Raw genomic sequence first — 24,751 nt, 5'->3', positions numbered from 1 at the left:
CCGTACGAGCCACACCGACGCGGCCCGCACCAACGACGCTACCGCCGACTGCCCGGTCTCCGCTCGGGCACAGGTAGGCGTGTCCGTGAATTTGTCGTTAACCCCGCATTGGCGCAGGGGATAGAGTCGCAGGTATGGCCGGTAACGAGGAGTTGGAGAAGCTGTCGTCCAAGGAGCTGCACGACCGTGCGGTCCGGCTCGCGGCGCGACGCGGCGACATCAAATATCTGTGGCGGCTGCTGAAGTCGATTCCGGCCGCCGAGGCCGCCGCGGGCAATCTCGGCGAGAGCGAGGCCGATATCAAGTACGTGCTGCCGATGATCGACGACTACATCCACGCGGGCGATGGCAAGATCGCCGAGGTCCTGCGACCCTATTACCTCGAATACCTCGCCGAGCACACCTGACCTCAGCGTTGCGGCAGCGCGGCGCGCAAGAGTCCGACGGCGGTGCCGCGCAGGAAGTTCTCCCAGCTGAAGTGGTCGTCCCACAGGATGATTCGGCCGTCGCGCAGTTCGAAAGTGCCGCAGACCCAGAACGCGATCCGCAGCGGGCCGACGCGCAGGATATCGGTGCGGTCGGTCAGCACGAAGTCGCCGTCGGCGGCGATGTGATGCATGTCGGCGGCGAAGCCGATGGTGTCGCGGTTCAGCCCGCGCAGGATCTTGCGCGTGAGGCCGCCGCCGACCGTCGGCAGTGAAGTGTTCTTCCAGACGACATCGGGGTGCAGGAGGTCCAGTGCCTCCTCCACCGCGCCGATCTCGAGTGCGGCGAAGAATTCCCGCACCGTGGTGATCGCGTCCTGCTTCAGTTCCAGTTCGTCGGTCATGCACTGAGCCTAAGCCGCTAGAGTCGGCGGCGGTCGGTGATGAGGACACCCAGACCATCGAGAATTCGGTCGATGCCGAAGTTCAGCGCATCGCCCGGGCCCTCGTTCGCGGGCGGCGCACCGGTCGCGGCGGCCTCCTCCGCGAAGGCGGCGGAGACCAGGGGAAACCGGTCGCCCGCGGCGGCCATCATCTCGGCGAACTGGCCCGCGATCTGCTGCGCCGTTTCCTGCCGGTCCCCGGTCGTCACCTGCTGCACGAGGCTGCGGATGTGCCCGTTGAGCAGCACAATGGTGTCCAGCCGCTCCGGCCCGGTCAACCCGGTGCCGTCGAGGGCGGTCAGCGCGGCATTCATCCAGCCCATTTCATTGGGGCCGACCGCACGCACGCCGATGGTCAGGCTGATCGACCAGGGGTGCGCGCTGTAGCGCTCGAAGATCGTCTCGGCCCAGCGGCGCAGTCCGGCTCGCCACCGCTGCTCATTCGAATTCTCGTGCGCCGCATTGACATCCGGCGGATCGCCCATCGCGGCATCCACCATCAGCGCGGTCAGCTGTTCCTTGCCCGGCACATACCGGTACAGCGACATCTTGGTGAAGCCGAGGCGTTCGGCCAGGCGCTGCATGGACAGGTTCGCCAGTCCTTCGGCATCGGCGAGGGCGATGGCCTCCGCGACGATCTTCTCCAGTGACAGCGCGGGCTTGGGTCCGCGCTTGGGCCGCTGCTGGGTGCCCCAGAGCAGTTCGACGGTGGTCGGTGCAGGCATTTCCACATCCTTACGCATTGCATGTTGACAAGTAACTGCGTCCACCATACTCTAATTTGCGTCCGGCGGATACTAATTCCGCCGGACGCAGATAATGACCTCGGGAGACATCATGCGCAACAAGACCGTTCTCATCTCCGGCGCGAGCATCGCCGGCCCCGCGCTCGCCTACTGGCTGAGCCGCTATGGCTTCGCCGTCACGGTGGTCGAGCGGGCACCCCAGTTGCGACCGGGCGGCCAGGCCGTCGATTTCACCGGCGAGACCCACCACAAGGTGCTCGAGCGGATGGGCATCCTGGACGAGGTCTACGCACACCGCACCGGCACCACCGATATCGCGATCGTCGACGGCAAGGGCGAGCAGCAGGCGCTCATCTCCGGCGATTTCACCGGCGGCGACGTAGAGATCCTGCGCGGGGATCTGGCGCGGATCATGTACGAAAAGACCTACCAGGACTGCGAATACGTATTCGGCGACTCGATCAGCGCACTGACCGAGACCGACGACGGTGTGTGGGTCGAATTCGAGAAGGGCGCGCCGCGCGGCTTCGATCTGGTCTTCGGCGCCGACGGCATCCATTCGCGGGTACGGCGTCTGGCGTTCGGACCGGAAAAGGAATTCGTCAAGCACCTCGGCCACTACTATTGCGTCGCCGGCGCGAGCCCGTGGGCGACCAAGTCCGAGGGCACACCCGAGCGGGTGACGGCCTACGGCTACAACGAGCCGGGCAAATGCGTCATCACCGGAGGCTCGAAGGCACAGCAGCTCTACATCTTCGCCTCGCCCGAACTCGACTACGCCCGCGACGACATCGAGGCGCAGCGGCACATCATCGAGCAGACCTTTGCCGAGGTCGGCTGGGAGGCGCCGCGCATGCTCGCCGAAATGGCGGAGTTCGACGACTTCTTCCTCGACTCGATCAGCATGGTGCGCAAGATGAAGAGTTACAGCCGGGGCCGGGTCGCGTTGGTCGGCGATGCCGGCTACGGAAACACCCTGGGCGGCTTCGGAACCGGCCTCGCAGTGCAGGGCGCCTACATCATGGCCGGTGAACTCGCGCTCGCCGACGGCGATTACCGGATTGCCTTCGCACGCTACGACGGGCTCATGCACTCGCTCGGCAAACTCGCGGACTACAGCAACGCGGGCCGCTTCTTCGCACCGAAGACCGCGCTCGGCATCAAGTTCCGCAACTGGTTCCTGCACTCGTGGATGTTCGACAAGATGGTGAAAATGACCGAAAACGTCAAGACCATCGAGCTGCCGGACTACCCAGCGCTGGTCGCGGCCGCCAATGCGAACTGACATCGGTAGCACCGGCGCCCTGCAGCGGACCGAATGGTCTGGCGCGGCGAGATCGGCTGTGTTTCGATGGAACCCGGGTGGGCTCGAGTGCGTCTATAAGGTCAGACGGCACTGACGGAAGGGGCTGGCTCGGCCATGACAGCACAGATGGACGGCCGCGCGATCACCAATCCCGAGAACGCGCAGAACTTTTCGCACGCGGAGATCAAACAGGCGGCCGACCAGATGAATCCGGGCGGACTGGACGGTGCGTTCGATGCCTGGGCCACCATCGCGGCAGCGGTGACCAAGGCCGGACAGCAGTTCGAAACCGCGATTCAGCAAGCAGCGGATCAACATTGGGAGGGCGCGGCGGCCGACCGGGCGGTGCGCGGCATTCGGGAGTATGCCGCGCGCGTCGGTGAGCTGGGCGCGTCACTGGATCAGCAGTCGACACCGCTGTCGGCGGCGGTGAGCGCGGCGGGCCGGTTCAAGGTGGCGGTGCCACCAGTGGTGGATAGTTCGGATAGTGCGCGGGGGCCCGAGCTGCGGAATTCGCAGGAGGAGCAGGCTCGGGACGATATGAGCACGTTTTATATCCAACCCTATGGGAGTACAGCGCCGTTGATTCCTACGTTGCCGCCGCCGGTCAATCCAATTTCTGGGGAGTCGGGGTTTTCGGGAGTGCTGGGGGCTTTGCCGGGTGGGAACTCCGGGAATGCCGGGGATACGAGCCCGGCGGAGGGCACCGGCCAGGGGGATTCCGGCAGAGCAGGACACACAGGCACATCGGACGGCACCAGCCGAACTGGAGATTCCGGCAGAGCAGGACACACAGGCACATCGGACGGCACCAGCCGAACTGGAGATTCCGGCACAGCAGGACACGCAGGCACATCGGACGGCACCAGCCGAACTGGAGATTCCGGCACAGCAGGACACGCAGGCACACCGGACGGCACCAGCCGAACTGGAGATTCCGGCACAGCAGGACACGCAGGCACACCGGACGGCACCAGCCGAACTGGAGATTCCGGCACAGCAGGACACGCAGGCACACCGGACGGCACCGGTCGAACTGGGGATTCCGGCAAAGCCGGGAATACAGGTACGACGGAGGGGAACAGCGAGGCTGCGGATACAGGTAAAGCGGAGGGCAGCAGCGGGGCCGAGAATTCCAGCAAAGCGGAAGAGACCAGCGGCGCCGGGGATACGGGTAAAGCAGCGGACACCGGTAAGGCCGGAGATCCGAACAATAGCGGGGGCACAGATAAGGCTGATGGGTCCGCTCGAGCCGAAGCTGTTGCCCCGCAATCTATTTCGTCGAGTCAGAACAACGACTCATCGACCGCGCCCGCGTCCGCTACCCATACATCCGCAACTTCGGCCATCCCCTCGGCGGCCGGTACGCAGTCACCGACCACAGTCACATCCGGCGGGATCGGGCCGGGAACCTCGACCTCGACGGGCGCTTCCCCCAGTCTCGGTGGCGCGTCCGGTCCTGGTGGCGCGTCCAATCCCGGCGGTGCGCCCAATCCCGGCGGTGCATCCAGTCTCGGTGGCGCATCCAGTCTCGGTGGCGCATCCAGTCTCGGTGGCGCATCCAGTCTCGGTGGCGCATCCAGTCTCGGTGGCGCGCCCAATCCCGGCGGTGCGCCCAATCCCGGCGGTGCGCCGAACACCGGCGAGACTCCGAGTCCTGGCAGGTCGGTGCCGGGCACCACACCGGGAGCGACGGCTGCTCAGCCGAGCACGCCGAGCCGGGTGGGTGCGCCAGCTACCACGGGATACTCCGGGATGCTTCCGCCTGGCGCGCGTACCCGTCGGGGCGAGGACGGTGAACACAAGTCGGCGAAGTATCTGCGCACCGAGGAGCACGGCGAGGAGCTCATCGGCGAAATGGAGAAGACCGTGCCGCCCGTACTCGGGGCGCAATGATGACGCAGTGGACCTTGTCCGCCGAGCAATTCGCGGCGGCCTGGTTCGGCACCGGCCTGGATCGCATGCCCTTTCCGTTCCGCTTCACCAGCCGCTTCGCCGGCCTCCACGAATATCGGGCCTACCAGCGACAATTCCGCGCGGAACTGCACCGTGAGGACAATGCGTCGCTGCAGCGGGCCATCGGGGTGCTCGCCAAACCCGAGTGGCGCATCGAGCTGTTCGGCATCGATAACACCCGCGGCGCGCTCGAACTGCGCGCCATCGGCTGCGCCACCCGCACCGGACCGGGGGTCATCGCGCTGCAGGCTGCGGCTCCGGATGGCGGCAAAGTACGGCTGCGCCGCGTGCGCGTCGACCAACTCGCCACCGAATTGATCCGCCTGCTCCCCGATCCACCACCCGGCACCGCGGCCGAAAAGAGCTACCTCCTCGACGATCTCAACGACGACCGCCCCGACCCTTTCGGCAACTCCCCCGCCCGCGCGATCCAGGACCGCTACCGCCGCTTCTGGCGCCAACCCTGCGACACCAGCGGCACCGCCACCGTCCTGGTCGGCCCGCGCAATGCCGAACCCCTGCGCACCGGAAAACTCCGCTGGATCGACACCAAGGCCGGCCGCTACTGCGAAGTCCCCGCCAACCGCGCCCGCATGATCCGCCCCGCCACCAGCGCCGACATCACCCGCTACCTGGACGAGTCCATCGTCCGAGCGAAAGCCCGCGTCGACCAATAGAACTCGCGGGCGCGGAAAGATCCAGTCAGCGACGCTTTCGTGGGAATCGTCGCCACCACCGCCGAGATGACCGAGGGCACAGCCCCACCCGCTCTACGATGTCGAGGCAATCTGCTCACCGACAGCGACACGAATACCTGCGGCGCCGCGATGACGACGGCCAACTGCGCGCTACGTCGCGGTCGCCATCGGCGAGATCCGGGGGACGCTCGCCGATCGGTCCGAAAGGGTATTCAGCTCTGAATCCGGTTGTCGTGGAACCTGATCCGATTCGACGACACGAGCCGCCGCCGTGCGGGTGGCCGCAGTCCGGTCCACCCCGAAATATGCTGCGGCCGAGGCGAACTCGACGAACACTAGGCCATCGAGGTGCCGCACAAGCGGGCATCGTGATCAGCCACGCCCACTGCGATCTGGGGGCACTGCGGAACTACCCGCCCCGACCTCTATCGCGATGCCACCGCTGACCTGGCCCCGGCATCACCGTCCGCATCCTGGAACCCGGCCACCCCCTGCCTCTCTGAACCATTGCACGCCGGGTTGTTGCGACCGCCGACTTTCTCGCTACCAGCCCGGGCGGGTAAGCATCTCATCGGACCGATGCACGGTCCGGCAACCGATGAGCACGACCAGCTGCCACTGCGGCGTCCTCAATGCGGGCACGATAGGAAACGCCCAGAAGCCCGGCGACGGAGCGGCTTTCGACCTCAGCTACAAAAGAATTCGCCTGGGAACCTCCGCGCACCAACGAATACCGTTGGCGCGCAGCTGGATTTCCCAGGCGAATAAGCGGCTCAGCCGAGCAGGTGCCAGTCCTCCAGGCCGTCGTAGAGTGGCAGGTCACGGGCCAGCTTGGTGACGCGGGCGCGCAGGGCGTCGACATCGGAGCCGCCTGCCAGTGCGGTGGCGATGATGTCGGCGACCTCGGTGAACTCGGCATCGCCGAAACCACGGGTGGCCAGAGCGGCGGTGCCGATGCGCAGGCCGGAGGTGACCATCGGCGGACGCGGGTCGAACGGAACGGCATTGCGGTTCACCGTGATTCCGATTTCGTGCAGCAGATCCTCACCCTGCTGACCGTCGATCTCGGAGTTGCGCAGGTCGACGAGCACCAGGTGCACATCGGTGCCGCCGGTGAGGACGCTGATGCCCTTGTCCTTGACATCCGCGCCGCCGAGCCGCTCGGCCAGAATCTTCGCACCGGACAGGGTGCGCTCCTGGCGCTCCTTGAACTCGGCGCCCGCCGCGATCTTGAACGCGACGGCCTTGGCGGCGATCACGTGCATGAGCGGGCCACCCTGCTGCCCTGGGAACACCGAACTGTTGAGCTTCTTGGCGTACTCCTGCTTGGCCAGGATCAAGCCGGAGCGCGGACCGCCCAGCGTCTTGTGCACGGTGGAGGACACCACATCGGCGTAGGGCACCGGCGAGGGGTGCAGACCGGCGGCGACCAGACCGGCGAAGTGCGCCATATCGACCCACAGCTTCGCGCCGACCTCATCGGCGATCTCCCGGAACGCCGCGAAGTCCTGGTGCCTCGGGTAGGCCGACCAACCGGCGACGATCACCTTCGGACGCGAACTGAGCGCGGTCTTGCGCAACTCCTCCATATCGATGCGGTGGTCTTCCTTGCTGACCCCGTAGGAGTGCACCTCGTAGAGCTTGCCGGAGAAGTTCAGTCGCATGCCGTGGGTGAGGTGACCGCCGTGCGCGAGGTCGAGGCCGAGCAGCCGGTCGCCCGGCTCCATCAGCGCCATCAGCACCGCGGCATTCGCCTGCGCGCCGGAATGCGGCTGCACATTGGCGAATTCGGCGCCGAACAGTTCCTTGGCACGATCGCGGGCGAGGGTCTCGACGACATCGACGTGCTCGCAGCCACCGTAGTAGCGACGGCCCGGGTAGCCCTCGGCGTACTTGTTGGTGAGCACGCTGCCCTGCGCCTGCAACACCGCGCGCGGCACGAAGTTCTCCGAGGCGATCATCTCGAGGGTGTCGCGTTCGCGGGCGAGTTCGCCTGCCATCGCGGCAGCGAGCTCCGGATCGAGCTCACCGAGGGATCGGGTATTGACAGAGGCGGTCGTCTGCGTCACCTGGCCGAGTCTATTGGCCGACCGCGCCGCGCCGATCAGGGGGTTCTGGGTCTCGGTGTGCATCGCAACCTCCGTGGTCCGGGTGCCCCGGAGTGCGCACCCCAAGGCCAATGAGCCCGGCACCCAGGCGCGCGGTGCGGGGCGAGGGTGCTTCCCGGTGGTTGTTTCCACCTCGAGTGCGCCAGTCGCGGTCCCATCATCTTATCCGGGAGTCGGCGACGGGCCCGAACCCGTCGAGCCCCGGCCCCGTCGAGCCCCCGGACCCGTCGAGCCCCGGCCCCGTCGAGCCCCGGACCCGTCAACCCCTGGGACGGCGGACCGTAATAGGGCGGTGAGGTGCACCTCCGCGTCGTCGAGCGGACGAGTGGATTTCAGCGCGCGGGATTGAATGACAGCGCCCTCCAACGCACTGATGACGAATCCGGCGGTGGCATCCGTTCCTCGATGATCGCCGAGTTGGAGACCATCGGCGCCAAGTCGGGTCAGCCGCGCCTTGTGCCGGTCACCGTTTCGATCGACGACGACGGCGCGTGGCTGATCTCCCAGCATGGCCACCGCGCCGGCTGGGCGCGAAATATCGCCGCGAATCCGCAGGTCCGGCTGCGTCAGGGCAGCCGCTGGTACGCCGGCACCGCGGCCTTCGTCCCAGATGACGATGTGGTCGCCCGCGCCCGCAGTTTCGCCAAGGGCAGCGCTGCCGAATCGGCCACGGCATGGACGATCAAGGCACTGGAATCCGACCCCATCTCGGTGCGCATCACCTTCACCGCCGCTTGATGATGTATCTCTCACCACCATGTGCCGCGGCGGCTGCGCCGTCATCCGGAGTCACATAGTGCGAAGGGCTCCCGGAGTGAGGGGCTCGTCGAGCAGTCGGCGGAAGCGGTCGGCACGGTCGTCGGCGTCGACGGCGCGGTCCAGCCAACTGCCGAGCAGGCGATAGCCCTCGACGTAGGTGCTGATGTAGGCGCGCCAGAGGGGCGAGGACAGGAAGCGCAGGGATTGGCGGGCACGTTCCTGAGTGGTCAGGCCCCAGCGCTGCAGGAATTCGGCGACCTCGTCGGCGTCGCGGCGCCGATCGTGCAGCAGCAGCGCGGCATCCTGCCTGACCCCGAGCAATTCGGCCGAGGCATTCGAAAGCTGTTCGGCGCGTTCACCTTCGAAACGCAAACCCAGATCGGCGTAGATTTCCTGCGCCCATTTGCCCCAGCCGGACCCGACGATCGAGCGCAGCGCCAGATCCGCCAGCCCCTCCGCCATGAGGCACTGCGGGGTATTCACCAGGAACAGCGTCTGCTCGGCCTGCCCGTTCGCTACCAGACCTGCCTCTTTACGGCAGTGCTCGGTGTGGTGTCCCGGATAGGCCTCATGCGCGATGAGACCGGGCAGATGCGCCATATGCTGCTCGAGATCGGAGTTGATCGCCACCCGGGAGTGGTAGTTGCCCAGGTAGTAATTGAAGCCGGACCAGGGCTTATCCCCCACCACCTCATAGGTGACGTGCTCATGGTCGGGCAACGGATACCGCTCGCGCACCCGTTCCCGCAACGCACTCGAGAACGCCTCGACGCAGACACTCAACCGCTCCGGCGGAATCTCGTCGGCCTTGCGGAAGGCCTTCACCCGTTCGGCGAGCGGGCCGTCACCGGGCAGCACCTCGTCCATCTGCCGGTGCGCGTCGCGGTAGCCCTCGACATCACCGGGTGCGATATCGACATCGAAGTACGCGCGCACCTCGTCGACGAACCCGATGTCGTCCCCGGCGAACTTGCGACCGGAGCATTCCAGCGCGCGCAGATGCACATCGAGGAATTCGCTGCGCTGCGGCGGCAATCCGGCCCCGGACAGTTCCGCACGCAATGCCGCCGCCCGCCGCGCCAACTCGCGCGGCTCGGGAGCGGGCGCGTTCTCCACCTCGCGACGCAACGCCGGATCGCCGGTATAGGCGTCGACGAAACCTTCCTCCAGTCGGTCGAATGCCAAGCCGAGCCGCAGGTACTCGGTCACGAGGGGATGCGCTTCCATGTCCGCCGACATTAGCCGCTGAAGGCCATGTCATCGACCGGTTACCACCCGGTATCGGCACCCCGCTTCTCACACGATGTTGACGCAGAGCAGAATTCGGCTATGCGAGAGCTGGACCGAATCTCATACAGTCGGCGCGCCACGTATGCGTGTTTGCCTGAACGGAGTGTCGGGTAAGTGGCACGAATGAGCGAGCCGAGTCCCTATGTGGAATTCGACCGGAAACAGTGGCGGACCCTGCGTAAGTCGACTCCCCTGGTGCTCACCGAGGTAGAACTGATCGGACTTCGCGGCCTCGGCGAACAGATCGATCTGGAAGAGGTCGCCGAGGTCTACCTCCCGCTCGCTCGCCTCATCCACCTGCAGGTCGCCGCACGTCAGCGGCTATTCGCCGCGACCGCGACCTTTCTCGGGGAGACCCATCCGGACCAGCAGGTGCCATTCGTGATCGGTGTCGCGGGCAGTGTCGCGGTCGGAAAATCCACCACCGCACGCGTACTGCAGGCGCTGCTCGCGCGGTGGGACCACCATCCGCGTGTGGATTTGGTCACAACCGACGGATTCCTATATCCCACCGCGGAACTGAACCGGCGCGGCATCATGCATCGCAAGGGGTTTCCGGAAAGTTATGACCGCCGCAAACTACTGCGCTTTGTCACCGAGGTGAAATCCGGTGCGGCCGAAGTATGTGCGCCGGTGTATTCACACATCTCCTACGACATCGTGCCAGGCAAGTTCCACTGTGTGACTCAACCCGACATTCTCATCGTGGAGGGTCTCAATGTGCTGCAGACCGGTCCGCGGTTGATGGTCTCGGACCTGTTCGACTTCTCGATCTACGTCGACGCACGCATCGAGGACATCGAGAACTGGTATGTGCAACGGTTTCTCACGCTGCGCGAGACCGCCTTCGCCGATCCGAACGCGCATTTCCACCACTACGCGGGCTTCACCGACGACCAGGCGACGGTCGCCGCGAAGGAGATCTGGAACTCCACCAACCGGCCGAATCTGGTGGACAACATTCTGCCCACCCGTCCGCGCGCGACGCTGGTGCTGCGCAAGGACGCCGATCACAGCATCAATCGGCTGCGATTGCGCAAGCTCTAGCCGTCACAGCTTCCAGGCCGCGTCCAGCCGGGCAGCGACATCGATATCGCGCACCGCGGCGATATGCGGTTTGCGGATTTCGGTGGCGAGATAGCGCGCGACGAAGCGCCGGATCTCGTGGTCGACGCTGGCCAGGATGCGCAGCAACTGTCCGCGTTTGGTGGCGGTGGCCACATTGATGCGAACATCGCTCGGGCGCGGTTCGGCGATATCGATGACGACCCGCAGTGGCGCCGCGGTGCGCACGGTCAAGTGCAGGTGGATGTCAAGTGCAGGTGGATATTGCCGTCGATGTGGAAGCGGTGCCGGTCGACGGCGAGATCGAGCAGCAGATCGACATCGAGCGGAATGACCAGCTCGAAGGAGATGACCTCGTCGACGTACCGTTGCAGTTTCGGCTCCCCCAGTCGCACCTGCGCGGCGGCCTTCGCCAATTTGGCTGGCCCGACGCCGATCGGGCCGAAATCGAAGGCGGCGCCGGTCAGCTGGGCGAATGCACCCGAGATGCGCTGTTCGGAGGCCGCGTATTCCAGGAAGCGCCGACCGAATTCCGTATAGCCGAAGTAGGACATCTGCTCCCCCTTCGGCCCGGGCACGGCATTCATCGACTCGTCCACAAACCGGACGGGACGCGAATGTCGTTGCGTCAGATACCGAAGCGGCGGTGTCGAGCGGCGTAGTCGCGCAAGGCGCGCAGAAAGTCCACCCGTCGGAATTCCGGCCAGTAGGCCTCGGTGAACCATATTTCCGAGTATGCGCTCTGCCACAGCAAAAACCCGGAAAGACGCTGCTCACCAGAGGTTCGGATAACCAAGTCGGGATCCGGCTGACCGGAGGTGTAGAGGTGCTGGCCGATGGAGTTCACGGTGATCGACTGGACCAGGTCCTCCCCGGTCTCCCCCGCCGCAATCTCCTGACGGACCAACTTGCGGACCGCATCCGCGATCTCTTGCCGACCGCCGTAGCCGACCGCGACATTCACGTGCACACCGTCACGCCCGATGGTGCGTTCGGCGGCGGTGCGCAGCCGTTTCGCGACCAGCTCCGGAAAGCCGTCGAGCGTGCCGACGATACGCACACTCCAGTTCTGTTCCGGAGCGGACAGCTCCTCGACGACATCGGTGATCACCTCGAACAGGGTCTCCAGTTCGTCGGGATCGCGCTGCAGATTCTCGGTGGACAGCAGATAGACGGTCACCATCTCGATGCCCTCGTCCGCGCACCAGCCGACCAGTTCGGCGATTTTCAGCGCGCCGACCCGATGCCCGTGGGTCACATCGGTGAAACCGTTCTCTCTGGCCCAGCGCCGATTACCATCGCACATCACCGCGACGTGCCGAGGATGTTGTTTGCCGGCCAGCTGCTTGGACAGCCGCGCCTCGTAGATGCGGTATGGAAAGCCACGCACCTGACTCGGAAGCTCCACGGCGACCAACCCTACGCCTCAGCGGCGCGATCCCGGCATCGACTGTGGTTCCGGGTACAGTGACGATACGACGCAACTTACGGTACCGTAGGTTACTGGCTAGTATCACTAGGAGGTAACTCGTGTCCGAAATGGTCGGCGCGACCGATGCGACCCCGGTCGCGATCCCGGGCACGTCAACACTGCTCAAGCCACGGATGCGGGGCTGGATCCACACCTGGGCGGTCGGCATCGCGGCTATCGCGGTGCTCGTTCTCGTCTCGAAGGCCGCGAGCGTCTCGGCGACGGCAGGCTGGTCCACTCTGGTCTACGGGCTGACGGTGTGCGGGTTGTTCGGCATCAGCGCCGTCTACCACCGGGTGACCTGGGCCACCGCGAAGGCTCGCATCCGGATGAAGCGGGCCGATCATTCGATGATCTTCCTGTTCATCGCGGGCAGCTATACGCCGTTCGCATTACTGGGCCTGCCGGGACGAACGGGGCAGATACTGCTGCTGGTCGTGTGGCTCGGCGCGCTGGCCGGTGTGGCCCTGAAACTGTTGTGGCCGACCGCTCCCCGCTGGGTCGGAGTGCCGCTGTATCTGCTGCTGGGTTGGGCAATTGTGCCGGTGGCCGGGCAGCTCAATACGAATATCGGCATCGCACCGCTGATTCTGCTGCTCGTCGGCGGCCTGGTCTACAGCGGTGGCGCGATCCTCTACGCGACCAAATGGCCGAACCCGTGGCCCGCCATCTTCGGCCACGACGAGTTCTTCCACGCCGCGACGGTGCTCGCCGCCCTGTGCCACTACGCCGCGATCTGGTCTGTCGTGCTGCGCTGAGTGCGTCCGGGCCGCCGGAACATCGTGGGCATGCCGAATTGCCCTTTGCGGCAATAGAGTCGGGGACGGATGCGGATCCGGAAAATGGCGGGGCGATATGACACAGCAGACGATCGAGACCGGTAGACAGCAGGCGGGGCGCGAGCGGGGTATCGGCTACCGCTGGGGCGCGATCGATGCGGCACTCGTGCGGTCGATCATGGTGCCCGCGCTGATGAAACTGTGCGGAACCTGGAATTGGTGGCTGCCCGGATCGGGGACACCCGTGCGCGTCGAGGTTTCGGTGCGCACGCACGCGCCGGCGCAGGCGGGCTCCGCTCCGGATGTCAGGGCACCGTGATCACCAAGCTGGTTGTTTGGGCGCTGAAGGCGCGGTGGGGACTGGCGGCGGTGGTGATCGCCGCGAATCTCGGTGGCCTCGGGGTGATCGTGACCGAGCTGTGGCTCAGTGGATTTTTCGGCCGGATCGGGGACGACTGGCGGCGCACCATCGGGCTGGCGTCGATATATCCGGTGGTGGGGTTCCTGGCCGGGGTCGGGCTCGCCGTGCGCGATCGAACCGTGTATTTCGGGTGGCTGGATGACGAGCGCAAGCCGACCGTCGACGAGGCGCGACGACTGCTGCGCCTACCGATCGCGATCACCACCCGAGCGCTGGCGATATGGCTGCCCGGCGTGATCGTGGCGGCCTCGATGCTCTCGCATCTGTCCGAGCACAACAGCGCGGCGGTGACCACGGCCCTGTTCACCCTGGGCGCGTTGCAATCGGCCGGATTCACCTTCCTGATCGTCGACCGGCTGATCCGCCCGACCATTCCGGTGGTGTCCGGGGTGCTCGGCCCCGCCGCGCACTGGAGTTCCTCGGTGCTGATGCGGGTCGTGATGACTTGGGCGGTGGCGGGTGCGATGCCGCTGCTCATGCTGATCACGGTGCTCGCCGACCCGGCCTCCGAGGCACCGGACCGCGTCCGCGCCGCCATCTACCTCTCCATTGTCGGCATCGGATCCGGTGTGCTGGCGACCGCGATCCTGGCCCGTTCGGTCGCGACGCCGATGCGCACGCTGCGCCGGGCGCTCGATCGGATCACCAAGGGCGAGTTCGATGTTCGGGTTCCTGTCGGCAGCACCAGCGAGATCGGGCGGCTGGAGAATTCGGTCAATGAACTCGCCGCCAACCTGTGTGAACGTGAGCGGATGCGGGTTGTCTTCGGCCGTCACGTCGGCACGGAAGTCGCCGAGCGGGCTTTGGCGGGCGGGGTCGATCTGACCGGCGATGTGCGCGAGGTGTCGGCGCTGTTCGTCGATGTCACCGGATCCGTCGGGCTGTCCAGCGGTCTGACGCCGCACGATTTCGTGGCCAAGCTCAATCGACTGCTCGCGATCGTGGTTGCGGCGACCGAGGAGAACAACGGGCTGGTCAACAAGTTCGAGGGCGATGCGGCGCTGTGTATCTTCGGTGCGCCCATCGCATTGCGCGACAATGCGACACCTGCGCTGCGGGCCGCGCGACGCATTCGCGACGAGGTCACGGCCACCGGCGAACTCGATATCGGCATCGGCGTCGCGCGTGGGCGGGTGTTCGCCGGTGATATCGGCTCCGATACGCGGTTGGAGTACACGGTAATCGGCGATGCGGTCAATGAGGCCGCCCGGCTGACCACCGAGGCGAAGGAGGTGCCGCGCCGAATCCTGGTGAGCGGTGCGATCATCGAGGCGGCGGCCGAGCACGAGCGCGCCAAATGGGTTCTCTACGACAATATTCTGCTGCGAGGAATGCCCGAGCTCACCGCCTGCTGGACCGACCTGGAGGCCGCCCCGACTTCCAAAGGAATGGAACCCGATACCGATGCGGCCGCCGTCAGCGCGATCGCCGAAGTACGAACGGCGACAACCGAATCTTCCTCGCAGAATCTCTGATCGCTGGATCGAAGCGCCTTCGGCTGGTTCAGTCCAACCCACCGGCGAGGACGACATCGAATCCCCTCCCCCCGGCGCAGAAACCCTGATCGCACCCGCGCCGCCGAAAGCCGCGCATGAACCTCGAACGCCACGGTGGTCTTCCCCACCCCGGACCGACCACCGATGAACAAAGCTGACTACGCAAGGTCACCCACCAACTCTGCCGCAACCAGCCCCTCCGGCGTAGGCGCATTACGACACTCGACACCAGTTGGCGGGCTACGGGCGGCGCAGGGAGGCGCGTAGTTCGGGTGGGGTCGTTACGGGGAGGTCGCAGACGGAGCCTCGGCAGACGTAGGCGGAGGGGGCGCCGTTGACCGGGGTGCGGTCGGTCAGGAGGGGGACCGAGTTGGTGGGCGCGGCGATGATGACGGTGCCGCCGGGGGCTTCGGCGCGGGCAGTGGCGATCAAATCCGTTGCCGCGGTCGCGGTGTCGGGTAGGGCGATGGCTACTTGGAGGGGGCCGCGGAGAGCGGGTTCGGCGACGGTGAGCCATTGGCCGGCCGAGCGTGGGACGCGGGCGAGGACTACTGCGCCGCGTCGGAGGGTCTGATCGGCCAGTTCGCGGTAGCGCAGTGTCTGCTCCGGGGCGCTGGTGGCGGCGGCGGTGAGGAGGGCTTCGGCAAAGGCGGATGCGCCTGCGGGGGTTGCACCGTCGATGGGATCGCGGGGGCGGGCGACGAGGGGTTCGGCGTCGTCGGCGGTGTCGAACCAACTGCCGGGCGCAGTACCGTCGGCGAAATGTCGAATGGCCTTGTCCAGCAGTCGTTGTGCGTGTTCGAGCCAGTCGAGTCCACCGGTGGCCTGGTGTAGGGCCAGCAGGCCGGTGACCAGCCAGGCGTAGTCCTCCAAGACGCCTGGCGACGTGCCGACCACGCCACCGAGCGAGGCGCGGCGCACCCGGCCGTCGACCACGTGCTCGGCAAGCAGGAAGCGGGCACAACGAGCAGCGGCTTCCACCCAATCATCTTGCCGCAGTGCGGAACCCGCCTCGGCGAGTGCCGTAATCGCCATTCCGTTCCAGGCGGTCACCACTTTGTCATCGCGGTCCGGCTGTGGACGTCGGGCACGGGCCGCGCGCAGTGTGGCGCGGGCACGTTCGAAGCGTTCGCGGGCAGTCCCGTTGTCGGACAGCGCATCCGGATCGGTATACAGGGTGAGCACCGAGGTGCCCTGTTCGAAATTCCCGGCCGTTGTTACCCCGAAAACCTCTGCGGCCCAAGCGCCTTCGATAGGACCGAGTTCGCCGATCAGCTCGGCGGGTGTCCAGACGTAGGTCGCACCTTCGACACCCGGACCGCCCGGCTCCAGGTGGGTGTCGGCATCCAGCGCCGACGCGAACCCACCGTGGTCCGTACCGAGGTCGTCGAGAATGAACTGCACCGTCTCGCGAGTAACCCGGTGCGCCAACGACCCTCGCTCAGGGTTTCGGCGGGCGAGATGCGCATAGGCGCGCAGCAATTGCGCATTGTCGTAGAGCATCTTCTCGAAATGCGGCACCAGCCAGGCGGCATCGACAGAGTAGCGCGCGAACCCGCCGCGCAACTGGTCGTAGATGCCGCCGCGCGCCATGGCCTCGGCCGTCCGATTCACCACATCAAGGGTCGCGGCGTCGCCGGTGCGCTCCCAACTGCGCAGCAGGCCCGCCAACAGCGCCGACGGCGGAAACTTCGGCGCGCCACCGAATCCGCCGTGCTTGTGGTCTTCATCGCGCAGCACCGCCGCGACGGCATGATCGAGCAGTTCGGCCGAAATCGTCACATCCGCATCGGGCAGCCCGGCGGCCTGTGCCCGCAGCGCGTCGGCCACCTGCGCGGAAGCCTTGTCCACCTCGTCGCGCCGGGTATTCCAGGTATCGGTAACGGCCGTGAGCAGCTGGGTGAACGACGGCATCCCACCGCGCGGCACCTTCGGGTAGTAGGTACCGCAGTAGAACGGCTCGCCATCCGGCGTGAGGAAGCACGTCATCGGCCAGCCACCCTGACCGGTCATCGCCACCGTGGCATTCATATAGACCGCGTCCAGATCCGGACGCTCTTCACGATCCACCTTGATACACACGAAGTTGTCGTTCATCTGCGCCGCCGTCCGTTCGTCCTCGAACGACTCGTGCGCCATCACATGGCACCAGTGGCAACTCGCGTACCCGACGGACAGCAGGATCGGCACATCCCGCGCCCGCGCCGCCGCCAAGGCCGCGGGATCCCACTCCCGCCAGTGCACCGGATTATCCGCATGCTGTCGCAGATACGGTGAGGTCGCGCTACCCAGCAGGTTCACCATCTCAGCCTCTCACGTCCGCTCGAACCGGCCACTCGAGGAGGTACCCGATTCACACCGGCCATCACACTCGCAATGGTCACGCAGGCGGAACTCCCAGGCCGCCGGAATCGCGCCTGCCGAAATAGACCTATCGGTACGCTTTCCATAAGAACGAGGCCTCCGGAATCCGCTCGGGGGGTCTTGCTCATTCAGCGCTGAACTCCCAAGCGCAACCCCGGTTCCGGAACCCGCTGAGCGGAGTCCACAAGTGGTGGGTGAACTCCGATGAACCGCCGCTGTCCGTGCCGCGCGAGCAGTGGCAGTGGCAGTGGCAGTGGCAGTGGCAGTGGCAGTGGCAGTGGCAGTGGAAGCCGATGATCCGCATGCCCGAGGTGGTCACCGCTGAGATGGTGTCCGGGGCGACGTTCGAGCGGCTACCGAGGGGGAGTCAATCCAGGTCATGCATATCGGACCGTATGCCGCTGAACCGGAGACGCTGGCCAGGATGGAAGCGTTCATGACCGTCGAGGGGTTGCTCATGAACGGCCGCCATCACGAGATCCACCTCTCGGATCCGCGCAAGAATCCCGGCGCGAATACCCGCACGATCCTGCGTCATCCCGTGCGTCGCGCCTGAGATCTATTGCGCGGCAAGCAGTTACCAGGCTCGTCCGAGATAGCCGAGCAGTCGACGGTGCGCGGGCGCGTCCGCCGGTACCGTGACCTCCTCGTCGAACATCCCCGGCTTGCGGAACCCATCGAGTCCGCCCATGGCGTGCATGGTGGTCAGCAGTTCGGCGCACAATTCGTCATCGGCGAGGTCGGGGCGATCGATGGCCACCGCGATATCGACGCCGTGCGCGACGACTTCGGTGAGGTGGACCATGGCGGCCGCCGGACCGGGGAGCTCGCCGAGTGCGATGCGCACGGTGCCGGTCAGGGCGTCGGGGCGATGCCAGGCGGCGCGGTCCACCTCGGCGGCCGCGGCGAACGCGCCCTGCGGATCGATGCCGAGCCAGTCGTCCTCGAGTCCGGCGCCCGCATCGGTCCCGCTCACCCCGGCCGCGAACCGGTGCATATTGCCGACGGCGTGATTGAGCACCGCATGCACATCCCAATCCTGACACGGCGTCGGCGCCGCGAGCCGGTCGCCGTCGACGGCGGCGATCACGATCGCACCCGTCATATCCAGTGCGCGGTCGATCTGTCCGATCACATTGTCCATGGGCATCCTTCGCTCGAAGCGTCAGCAGAAGAGTTAGCACAACCGGGTGACATCCAAACTCGATCCAACGCCGCCCAGATCACGGAATCCAGCGCCAGCACCCGGCCGGATAGTTCAGCGCGCAGATCCTCGAATATCATTGGTATTTCCTCACTTCGCAGCTGTGCTCGAAAGCACCTGCGGCCCGTGGATCGCGCCGCGACCAACCGATGACGAAACAGGAGCGGCGAATGTGACAGCGGCCGCCCGAGCTTCTTGGACGGCCGCTGCGAAATCAGGTTTTATCAGGCCCCTCGTCGGACTCGACGTCCTTGTTGTCGAGCCGGGCGATACCGGGTTCGGTGCCCTCGTCGGCCGCCTGATCCGGTTCCGGGTGTTCGGGCTCGAAGGTCGCGGGCAGGCCTTTTATATGCCGGTTCATCGACCGCACCAGCAGGACGGTCCCGGCGAGCAACACCAGGATGATCACCAGTCCGAGCGGCGACGCCTTGCCGAATTCGGGTCCGGTGGGCGTGCCGGGAGATTGCGCGAGCAGAACCAACATCACCGGTGCTCGTCTTCGATACCTGCGAACAGATCGGTCTCCGGCCGCGTGGAGTCGACCCTGGACTTGGCCAGTTCGAACTCCTCGGTCGGCCACAGCCGCTGCTGCATTTCCATCGGGATCGCGAAGAACGCGCCGTTGGGATCGATCTGGGTGGCGTGCGCGCGCAGGGCGTCATCGCGCTGCGGGAAGTACTTGGCGCACTCGATCTGGGTGGTCACCCTGGTCATGCCGTCTGGACGGCCCTGCCGGTAGGCGCGCGTGCGTTCCAACCATTCCTGCAGCGGAAACGGCTCACCGATCCGCTCGTATTCGGCGGCGAAAACATCCAGGCGTGCCATGGTGAAACCGTGGTCGTAGTAGATCTTCAGCGGCTGCCACGGCTCGCCCGCATCCGGAAAACGATCCGGATCGCCCGCCGCCTCGAACGCGGCCATCGACACCTCGTGGCAGCGGATGTGATCGGGATGCGGGTAGCCGCCGTTCTCGTCATAGGTGGTCATCACATGCGGCTTGAATTCGCGCACCACGCGGACCAGCGCCTCGACGGCTTCGTCCAGCGGGACCAGCGCGAAGCAGCCCTCGGGTAGCGGCGGCAGCGGATCGCCCTCGGGCAGGCCGGAGTCGAGGAAACCGAGCCAGGTCTGGCGCACACCGAGCGCGGCGGCCGCGGCCTCCATCTCCTCGCGCCGGATCTCATTGATCCGCTCCAAGACGCCAGGGGTGTCCATCGCAGGGTTGAGGATGCTGCCGCGTTCGCCGCCGGTCAGCGTGACGATGAGGACATCGTGGCCCTCGTCGGCATACCGTGCGGTCGTCGCGGCACCCTTGCTGGATTCGTCGTCGGGGTGCGCATGAACCGCCATGAGCCGAAAGCCACTCACGTCTCGTTCACCTCATCAACCACCGTCATACCTCGTACTCTCCGCCGCCGGGGTCCGATCTGCCTGTCCCTATAGTTCCATTCGACAGACTTTTGTTCCGACGTACCCCCCGGAGTGAGACGGCATGAGTGAAACGCCCGGTGACACGCCGATCGAACGACGTGCCGACCGGTACGGAACCACGCCACGCCCGACGCGCCGCTGGATTCCGTTCGCCCTCGGCGCGGTCGTGCTCGCCGCGGGTCTCGGGGTCGCCTACGTCGGCTTTCAGAAGTACGGCCCGGAGGATATCGACGCCGAACAGCTCGGATACACCGTCGTCGACGACTCGACCATCTCGGTCCATCTCAAGGTCACCCGCAAGGATCCGCAGCAGCCGGTGGTGTGTTTCGTCCGCGCGATGGCCAGGGACGGGTCCGAATTGGGCCGCCGCGAGGTGCTGATCGAGCCGTCCGGCAGCGGCACCATCGAGCTGACGACCACCGTGCGCGCTTCCGCCCGGCCGGTGTCGAGCAGCATTTACGGCTGCAGTGATGACGTGCCGAAGTATCTGCGCGCGGGCTGATTCTGGGCAATAGACAACCGAGGCGTCCACAAAATGAACGCCGACCTGCATGTTTGTGATTCATGCTAGAATGGCGTGATACACGGTTCCGGGGCTCGGAGCCGTGTTTGCTGCATTGGCGGCCAGCGTTGTCAGTTCCGGGTGCGTGAGTTTGCCGGACCTGAGGCCTGTCGGGGTTCGATGAACTTCCCCAGGATGGCACTAGCCGTCGGCTGGTGCGTGCCCGCCCCCTGTGGGCACTGCAGCGGATCAGGGAACCCGGCCTCGGCCGGGAACAACTACTAGGGAGTGATCGAGATGACTGAGACGCAAGTGACTTGGCTGACCCCGGAGTCGCACGACAGGCTCAAGGGTGAACTCGACGCGCTCATCGCCAATCGTCCGGTCATCGCCGCCGAGATCAACGAGCGCCGCGAAGAGGGCGACCTCAAGGAAAACGGCGGATATCACGCCGCGCGTGAAGAGCAGGGTCAGCAGGAAGCGCGCATCCGGCAGCTGCAGGAGCTGCTGAACAACGCCAAGGTCGGCGTCGCGCCCACCAAGTCCGGCGTCGCATTGCCGGGTTCGGTCGTCAAGGTCTACTACGACGGTGACGAATCCGACACCGAGACCTTCCTCATCGCGACCCGCGAAGAGGGTCTCAACGATTCCAAGCTCGAGACCTACTCGCCGAATTCGCCGCTGGGTGGCGCGCTCATCGATGCGAAGGTCGGCGACACCCGTGAGTACACGCTGCCCAACGGCAAGACCATGAAGGTCACGCTGGTCAGCGCCGAGCCGTACCACAGCTGATCTCAGGCCTGAAGCCATGAAGAACGGCCGCATCCGGAAAGTTCGGATGCGGCCGGTCTTCGTTTTCCATATCTCTAGTTCGCCAGTGCCTGTTCGACGTCGGCCAGCAGATCGCTGACGTCCTCGATGCCGACCGAGAGCCGGACCAGATCGTCCGGCACTTCGAGCTGCGAGCCCGCGGTGGAGGCATGCGTCATGGCGGCCGGGTGTTCGATCAGCGATTCCACGCCGCCGAGTGATTCGGCGAGGGTGAAGATCTTGGTGCGCGAGCAGAACTCGTGCGCCGCATCTTTGCCGCCGTCGAGCCGCACCGAGATCATGCCGCCGAAACGCTTCATCTGCTTATCGGCGATGGCGTGGCCCGGATGCTCGGCCAGGCCTGGGTAGATGACCTGTGAAATGGCCGGATGCCTGGTCAGGAATTCGGCAATGGTCTCGGCGTTGTCGCAGTGCCGATCCATCCGCACCGCGAGGGTCTTGGTGCCGCGCAGGGTGAGGTATGCGTCGAACGGGCCGGGCACCGCACCCGCACCGTTCTGTAGGAAGGCGAATGCCGCATCGAGTTCTGGATCGTTGGTGATCAATGCACCACCCACGACATCGGAGTGTCCACCGAGGTATTTGGTGGTCGAATGCGTGACGATATCGGCGCCGAGCAGCAGCGGCTGCTGCAGGTAGGGCGTGGCAAAGGTGTTGTCCACCACCAGTTTCGCGCCCGCGACGTGCGCGACCTCGGCGAGCGCCGGAATATCACCGATGCTCAGCAGCGGGTTGGTGGGGGTTTCGACCCAGATCAGCTTGGTGTTCGGGCGGATCGCTGCGCGCATCTCGTCGACATTGAATACATGCGCGGGCGAATGCTCGATGCCCCACTGGCTGAAGACCTTGTCGATCAGCCGGAAGGTACCGCCGTAGGCGTCGTCGGGGATGACGATGTGGTCACCGGGGCGCAGCGTCGCCCGCAGCGCACAGTCGGTGGCGGCCATGCCGGAGGCGAATGCGCGTCCGTAGCGGCCCGATTCGAGCGCGGCGAGGTTCGCCTCGAGTGCGGTCCTGGTCGGGTTGCCGGTGCGGCCGTATTCGTAGCCTTCGCGCAACCCGCCCACCCCGTCCTGGGCGAAGGTGGAACTCGCGTAGATGGGCACGTTCACCGCACCGGTCCGCGCTTCGGGTTCGTATCCGGCGTGCACGGCTCTGGTGGAGAATCCCAGCTCAGCTCTGTTCGTTGTTCGCTCGCTGCGCTCGCTCATGGGGGTCAGCCTAAACCCGGGCGATCGGCGGGCTATCGGCCGGATCATCTGTAGTGACCCGATCCCGGCTTTCGCGGCGGCGACGGCGGTAGGTTGAACTCATGCTGAGCGTTGATGAACTATTCGCGATCGATGCCCTGCTGACCGAGGACGAGCGCGAGATCCGCGATACGGTCCGCACGTTCGCGAATCATCGGTTGCGGCCGCAGATCGCGGAATGGTTCGAGGCAGGGACGTTTCCGGCCCGTGAGCTTGCGCCGGAACTCGGCAATATCGGGTTGCTCGGTATGCACCTCGAGGGCTACGGATGCGCGGGCCTTTCGGCGACCGCCTACGGTCTGGCCTGCCAGGAGCTCGAGGCGGTCGATTCGGGTGTGCGGAGCATGGTTTCGGTGCAGGGTTCACTGGCCATGACCGCGATCCACAAGTTCGGTTCCGAGGAGCACAAGCAGCAGTGGCTGCCGGATATGGCGGCCGGGCGCGCGCTCGGCTGTTTCGGACTCACCGAACCGGATTTCGGCTCGAATCCCGCTGGCATGCGGACCAGGGCCAAGCGCGACGGCACCGACTGGGTGCTCAACGGCTCCAAAATGTGGATCACCAACGGATCGGTGGCCGATATCGCGGTGGTGTGGGCGCAGACCGAGGACGAGGGCAGGCAGGTGGTGCGCGGCTTCCTGGTCCCGGCGGACGCGCCCGGATTCACCGCGCGAGAGATGCATCACAAGTTGTCGTTGCGCGCGTCGGTGACCGCTGAGTTGGACTTCGACGACGTGCGGCTGCCCACCGATGCGGTGCTGCCGCAGTCGCGCGGCCTCAGTTCCCCGCTCGCGTGTCTGAGCGAGGCCCGGTTCGGCATTATCTTCGGCGCGCTCGGCGCGGCACGCGACTGTCTGGCCGCGACCATCGAGTACGCGCGGACCAGAGAGGTATTCGACAAGCCGCTGGCCGCCTACCAGCTGACCCAGGCGAAGCTCGCCGATATGGCGCTCGAGTACGGCAAGGGCCAGCTGCTCGCGCTGCAGGTCGGCAGATTGAAGGATCGCGGCGAAGTGCTGGCCGAACAGATCAGCGCGGGCAAGTTGAACAGCACCCGGGAGGCCATCGCCATCGCCCGCGAATGCCGAACCATCCTCGGCGCCAACGGCATCACCCTGGACTATCCGGTGCTCCGGCACGCGAACAACCTAGAGTCCGTCCTCACATACGAAGGCACAGCCGAAGTGCACCAACTAGTACTAGGAAAAGCCCTAACCAACTCGAATGCCCTCCGATAACCCTATGACATGAGAATGCGCTGATGGCCGGCCTTCTCGACACTTGCCGCCATCAGCACATGGTGACCACTCGTCCAACTCGATGACAGCGGCTATGACCGGTGATGACGTTCTGAGTTCCGAAAGAGGGTGCGGCAGTTGGGGGGCGCTCGAGTTGGTCTGGACTGACGCTGTGTGCTGACCGGGCGCTACACCCAGATGCCGCGAATTCTGGTGCGCGACCGGTATATTCACCACTGCCGACTGGTCGGCCTCCTTTCACAACGCGAATTGCACCGTGTAGAGAACATTGTTACTGCCTGTCATCGTGGTGCCATCTTGATGTCACCGAATCGGCAAGGGACGAGGCGCAAGCTTTATCGCATCGAAATGTCCGTGGAGGTACACGATGCACGCGCTCTCATCCCACCCCGCCTGCCGGTTGCTCTCGAGCCCGTTGGGAGCCAGCCATGTTCGTGCGTAGTAGCGGCCCGATCATCGAGGGCGCGCGAGCGCTGCCGGATCAACGCGAATTGGTCGCCGCCTTCGGCGGACATCCGGCCGAGCCGGGGCAGGATCATCCGCTCATTCCGCTGGCACACGCACTCGCCGACCTACACCGGCAGCGGCACGGCGATCCGCTCGCCACCGCCGGAATCGATTGCCGCCGAGCCGAACTCGTCTCCGCCATCGATACCTGGGTGATCACCCGAGTGCCGCAGCGGCGCTCGACCGCACACATCCGCGCCGAATCCATCGGCGCGACCATGGATCGAATGGCCGCCGCCTACGTGCACGCCAGCCACCTACTGCATACCGCCGAGAAAGTCACCGACGATCGCGTGCACGCGGCCTGGTACCGCCTCGCGCTGCTCGCCGATCAGTGGAGCGACCTCATTATCGGTGCCGCCCAAGTCAATTCGCGCCCCCGCCGATCCGCATAACCGAACTCGACTCCGCGAGATTCGCTCGAGATCAGGTAGCGCTGG

At 65.8% G+C, this 24,751-nt stretch carries 26 protein-coding genes, 1 pseudogene and 1 riboswitch; of the genes and pseudogenes, 14 read left to right on the top strand and 13 right to left on the bottom strand.

Features of this window, described 5'->3' with window-relative positions; translation table 11 throughout:
* Positions 1-134: 134 nt before the first annotated feature.
* Entirely contained in the window at positions 135-407 is a 273-nt protein-coding gene (locus ACQPXH_RS06810) for a hypothetical protein (protein WP_433601455.1), read from the top strand.
* Between the two features lie 2 nt (positions 408-409).
* Here ACQPXH_RS06810 and ACQPXH_RS06805 read toward each other — a convergent pair whose 3' ends face one another.
* On the bottom strand, positions 410-829 hold the full coding sequence (locus ACQPXH_RS06805; protein ID WP_433601454.1) for a limonene-1,2-epoxide hydrolase family protein: 420 nt from the start codon (positions 827-829) through the stop codon (positions 410-412).
* A gap of 17 nt (positions 830-846) precedes the next feature.
* Complete coding sequence (locus ACQPXH_RS06800) at positions 847-1,593, bottom strand: TetR/AcrR family transcriptional regulator (protein ID WP_433601453.1); 747 nt, start codon at positions 1,591-1,593, stop codon at positions 847-849.
* 112 nt (positions 1,594-1,705) lie between these two features.
* Here ACQPXH_RS06800 and ACQPXH_RS06795 point away from each other — a divergent pair, with 112 nt between their 5' ends.
* The 3 genes from ACQPXH_RS06795 to ACQPXH_RS06785 all read left to right on the top strand — a co-directional run bounded on the left by ACQPXH_RS06795 (position 1,706) and on the right by ACQPXH_RS06785 (position 5,553).
* Positions 1,706-2,899, top strand: a complete 1,194-nt coding sequence (locus ACQPXH_RS06795) for an FAD-dependent monooxygenase (protein WP_433601452.1) — start codon at positions 1,706-1,708, stop codon at positions 2,897-2,899.
* A gap of 135 nt (positions 2,900-3,034) precedes the next feature.
* The gene (locus ACQPXH_RS06790; RefSeq protein WP_433601451.1) at positions 3,035-4,816 is read left to right on the top strand and encodes a hypothetical protein; all 1,782 of its coding nucleotides are present in this window, start codon (positions 3,035-3,037) and stop codon (positions 4,814-4,816) included.
* Entirely contained in the window at positions 4,816-5,553 is a 738-nt protein-coding gene (locus ACQPXH_RS06785; protein WP_433601450.1) for an ESX secretion-associated protein EspG, read from the top strand. The genes ACQPXH_RS06790 and ACQPXH_RS06785 overlap by 1 nt, the downstream gene beginning before the upstream one ends.
* A gap of 794 nt (positions 5,554-6,347) precedes the next feature.
* On the opposite strand, the gene glyA is transcribed toward ACQPXH_RS06785, so the two are convergent.
* On the bottom strand, positions 6,348-7,643 hold the full coding sequence (glyA, locus tag ACQPXH_RS06780) for a serine hydroxymethyltransferase (RefSeq protein WP_433603338.1): 1,296 nt from the start codon (positions 7,641-7,643) through the stop codon (positions 6,348-6,350).
* A 114-nt stretch (positions 7,644-7,757) separates the two neighbouring features.
* Positions 7,758-7,842: riboswitch (ZMP/ZTP riboswitch) on the bottom strand.
* A gap of 137 nt (positions 7,843-7,979) precedes the next feature.
* Between glyA and ACQPXH_RS06775 the strand changes: the two genes are divergently transcribed.
* Entirely contained in the window at positions 7,980-8,420 is a 441-nt protein-coding gene (locus ACQPXH_RS06775) for a nitroreductase family deazaflavin-dependent oxidoreductase (protein WP_433601449.1), read from the top strand.
* A 51-nt stretch (positions 8,421-8,471) separates the two neighbouring features.
* Here the strand turns inward: ACQPXH_RS06775 and ACQPXH_RS06770 are convergent, their stop codons facing one another.
* Entirely contained in the window at positions 8,472-9,668 is a 1,197-nt protein-coding gene (locus ACQPXH_RS06770) for a DUF885 domain-containing protein (protein WP_433601448.1), read from the bottom strand.
* Between the two features lie 177 nt (positions 9,669-9,845).
* Between ACQPXH_RS06770 and coaA the strand changes: the two genes are divergently transcribed.
* Complete coding sequence (gene coaA, locus ACQPXH_RS06765; protein WP_433601447.1) at positions 9,846-10,778, top strand: type I pantothenate kinase; 933 nt, start codon at positions 9,846-9,848, stop codon at positions 10,776-10,778.
* A gap of 3 nt (positions 10,779-10,781) precedes the next feature.
* Here the strand turns inward: coaA and ACQPXH_RS06760 are convergent, their stop codons facing one another.
* The 3 genes from ACQPXH_RS06760 to ACQPXH_RS06750 are packed head-to-tail and all read right to left on the bottom strand — an operon-like array spanning position 10,782 to position 12,213.
* Positions 10,782-11,030 (bottom strand): hypothetical protein, encoded by a 249-nt coding sequence (locus tag ACQPXH_RS06760; protein WP_433601446.1) that lies wholly within the window; start codon positions 11,028-11,030, stop codon positions 10,782-10,784.
* Positions 11,027-11,395, bottom strand: coding sequence for a hypothetical protein (locus ACQPXH_RS06755; protein ID WP_433601445.1), 369 nt, complete (start codon positions 11,393-11,395; stop codon positions 11,027-11,029). Before ACQPXH_RS06755 ends, ACQPXH_RS06760 begins: the two co-directional genes overlap by 4 nt.
* 29 nt (positions 11,396-11,424) lie before the next feature.
* Positions 11,425-12,213: an isoprenyl transferase gene (locus ACQPXH_RS06750; RefSeq protein ID WP_433601444.1), complete on the bottom strand. Its 789-nt coding sequence runs from the start codon at positions 12,211-12,213 to the stop codon at positions 11,425-11,427.
* 122 nt (positions 12,214-12,335) lie between these two features.
* Between ACQPXH_RS06750 and trhA the strand changes: the two genes are divergently transcribed.
* The 3 genes from trhA (at position 12,336) to ACQPXH_RS06735 (ending at position 14,942) form a co-directional block, all read left to right on the top strand.
* Positions 12,336-13,025 (top strand): PAQR family membrane homeostasis protein TrhA, encoded by a 690-nt coding sequence (gene trhA / locus ACQPXH_RS06745; protein ID WP_433603337.1) that lies wholly within the window; start codon positions 12,336-12,338, stop codon positions 13,023-13,025.
* A gap of 97 nt (positions 13,026-13,122) precedes the next feature.
* Positions 13,123-13,365 (top strand): hypothetical protein, encoded by a 243-nt coding sequence (locus tag ACQPXH_RS06740; RefSeq protein ID WP_433601443.1) that lies wholly within the window; start codon positions 13,123-13,125, stop codon positions 13,363-13,365.
* Positions 13,362-14,942, top strand: a complete 1,581-nt coding sequence (locus tag ACQPXH_RS06735; RefSeq protein WP_433601442.1) for an adenylate/guanylate cyclase domain-containing protein — start codon at positions 13,362-13,364, stop codon at positions 14,940-14,942. Before ACQPXH_RS06740 ends, ACQPXH_RS06735 begins: the two co-directional genes overlap by 4 nt.
* On the opposite strand, the pseudogene ACQPXH_RS06730 reads toward ACQPXH_RS06735, so the two are convergent.
* Both ACQPXH_RS06730 and ACQPXH_RS06725 read right to left on the bottom strand, forming a co-directional pair.
* Positions 14,930-15,076, bottom strand: a pseudogene (locus ACQPXH_RS06730) (hypothetical protein); the annotation flags it as partial. The gene ACQPXH_RS06735 and the pseudogene ACQPXH_RS06730 sit on opposite strands and share 13 nt — an antisense overlap.
* Positions 15,077-15,203: 127 nt before the next feature.
* Positions 15,204-17,267, bottom strand: a complete 2,064-nt coding sequence (locus tag ACQPXH_RS06725; RefSeq protein ID WP_433601441.1) for a thioredoxin domain-containing protein — start codon at positions 17,265-17,267, stop codon at positions 15,204-15,206.
* Between the two features lie 439 nt (positions 17,268-17,706).
* Between ACQPXH_RS06725 and ACQPXH_RS06720 the strand changes: the two genes are divergently transcribed.
* Positions 17,707-17,883 (top strand): hypothetical protein, encoded by a 177-nt coding sequence (locus ACQPXH_RS06720; protein ID WP_433601440.1) that lies wholly within the window; start codon positions 17,707-17,709, stop codon positions 17,881-17,883.
* 21 nt (positions 17,884-17,904) lie between these two features.
* Here ACQPXH_RS06720 and ACQPXH_RS06715 read toward each other — a convergent pair whose 3' ends face one another.
* The 3 genes from ACQPXH_RS06715 to mca form a co-directional block, all read right to left on the bottom strand.
* Positions 17,905-18,471 carry a TIGR03086 family metal-binding protein gene (locus ACQPXH_RS06715; protein ID WP_387296200.1) on the bottom strand — a complete coding sequence of 189 codons (567 nt, stop codon included), beginning with the start codon at positions 18,469-18,471 and terminating at the stop codon, positions 17,905-17,907.
* A 274-nt stretch (positions 18,472-18,745) separates the two neighbouring features.
* The gene (locus tag ACQPXH_RS06710; protein ID WP_433603336.1) at positions 18,746-19,015 is read right to left on the bottom strand and encodes a hypothetical protein; all 270 of its coding nucleotides are present in this window, start codon (positions 19,013-19,015) and stop codon (positions 18,746-18,748) included.
* Positions 19,015-19,881, bottom strand: a complete 867-nt coding sequence (mca, locus tag ACQPXH_RS06705) for a mycothiol conjugate amidase Mca (RefSeq protein ID WP_433603335.1) — start codon at positions 19,879-19,881, stop codon at positions 19,015-19,017. The genes ACQPXH_RS06710 and mca overlap by 1 nt, the downstream gene beginning before the upstream one ends.
* A gap of 142 nt (positions 19,882-20,023) precedes the next feature.
* Between mca and ACQPXH_RS06700 the strand changes: the two genes are divergently transcribed.
* The gene (locus ACQPXH_RS06700) at positions 20,024-20,464 is read left to right on the top strand and encodes a DUF4307 domain-containing protein (protein ID WP_433601438.1); all 441 of its coding nucleotides are present in this window, start codon (positions 20,024-20,026) and stop codon (positions 20,462-20,464) included.
* Positions 20,465-20,761: 297 nt separating this feature from the next.
* On the top strand, positions 20,762-21,256 hold the full coding sequence (gene greA, locus ACQPXH_RS06695; protein WP_040695247.1) for a transcription elongation factor GreA: 495 nt from the start codon (positions 20,762-20,764) through the stop codon (positions 21,254-21,256).
* A gap of 74 nt (positions 21,257-21,330) precedes the next feature.
* Here greA and ACQPXH_RS06690 read toward each other — a convergent pair whose 3' ends face one another.
* Positions 21,331-22,506, bottom strand: coding sequence for a cystathionine gamma-synthase (locus ACQPXH_RS06690; RefSeq protein WP_433601437.1), 1,176 nt, complete (start codon positions 22,504-22,506; stop codon positions 21,331-21,333).
* Between the two features lie 101 nt (positions 22,507-22,607).
* Here ACQPXH_RS06690 and ACQPXH_RS06685 point away from each other — a divergent pair, with 101 nt between their 5' ends.
* Together ACQPXH_RS06685 and ACQPXH_RS06680 are read left to right on the top strand one after the other, a co-directional pair.
* Positions 22,608-23,783 carry an acyl-CoA dehydrogenase family protein gene (locus ACQPXH_RS06685; protein ID WP_433601436.1) on the top strand — a complete coding sequence of 392 codons (1,176 nt, stop codon included), beginning with the start codon at positions 22,608-22,610 and terminating at the stop codon, positions 23,781-23,783.
* 449 nt (positions 23,784-24,232) lie between these two features.
* Positions 24,233-24,706, top strand: a complete 474-nt coding sequence (locus ACQPXH_RS06680; RefSeq protein WP_433601435.1) for a DUF4254 domain-containing protein — start codon at positions 24,233-24,235, stop codon at positions 24,704-24,706.
* Positions 24,707-24,751: the final 45 nt, after the last annotated feature.

It is taken from the genome of Nocardia sp. CA-135953, assembly GCF_050955735.1.
In the GTDB taxonomy this organism is placed as follows: Bacteria; Actinomycetota; Actinomycetes; order Mycobacteriales; family Mycobacteriaceae; genus Nocardia.
Note: the sequence above shows the minus strand (reverse complement) of the source record. Positions and strands in the feature narration are given on the sequence as shown.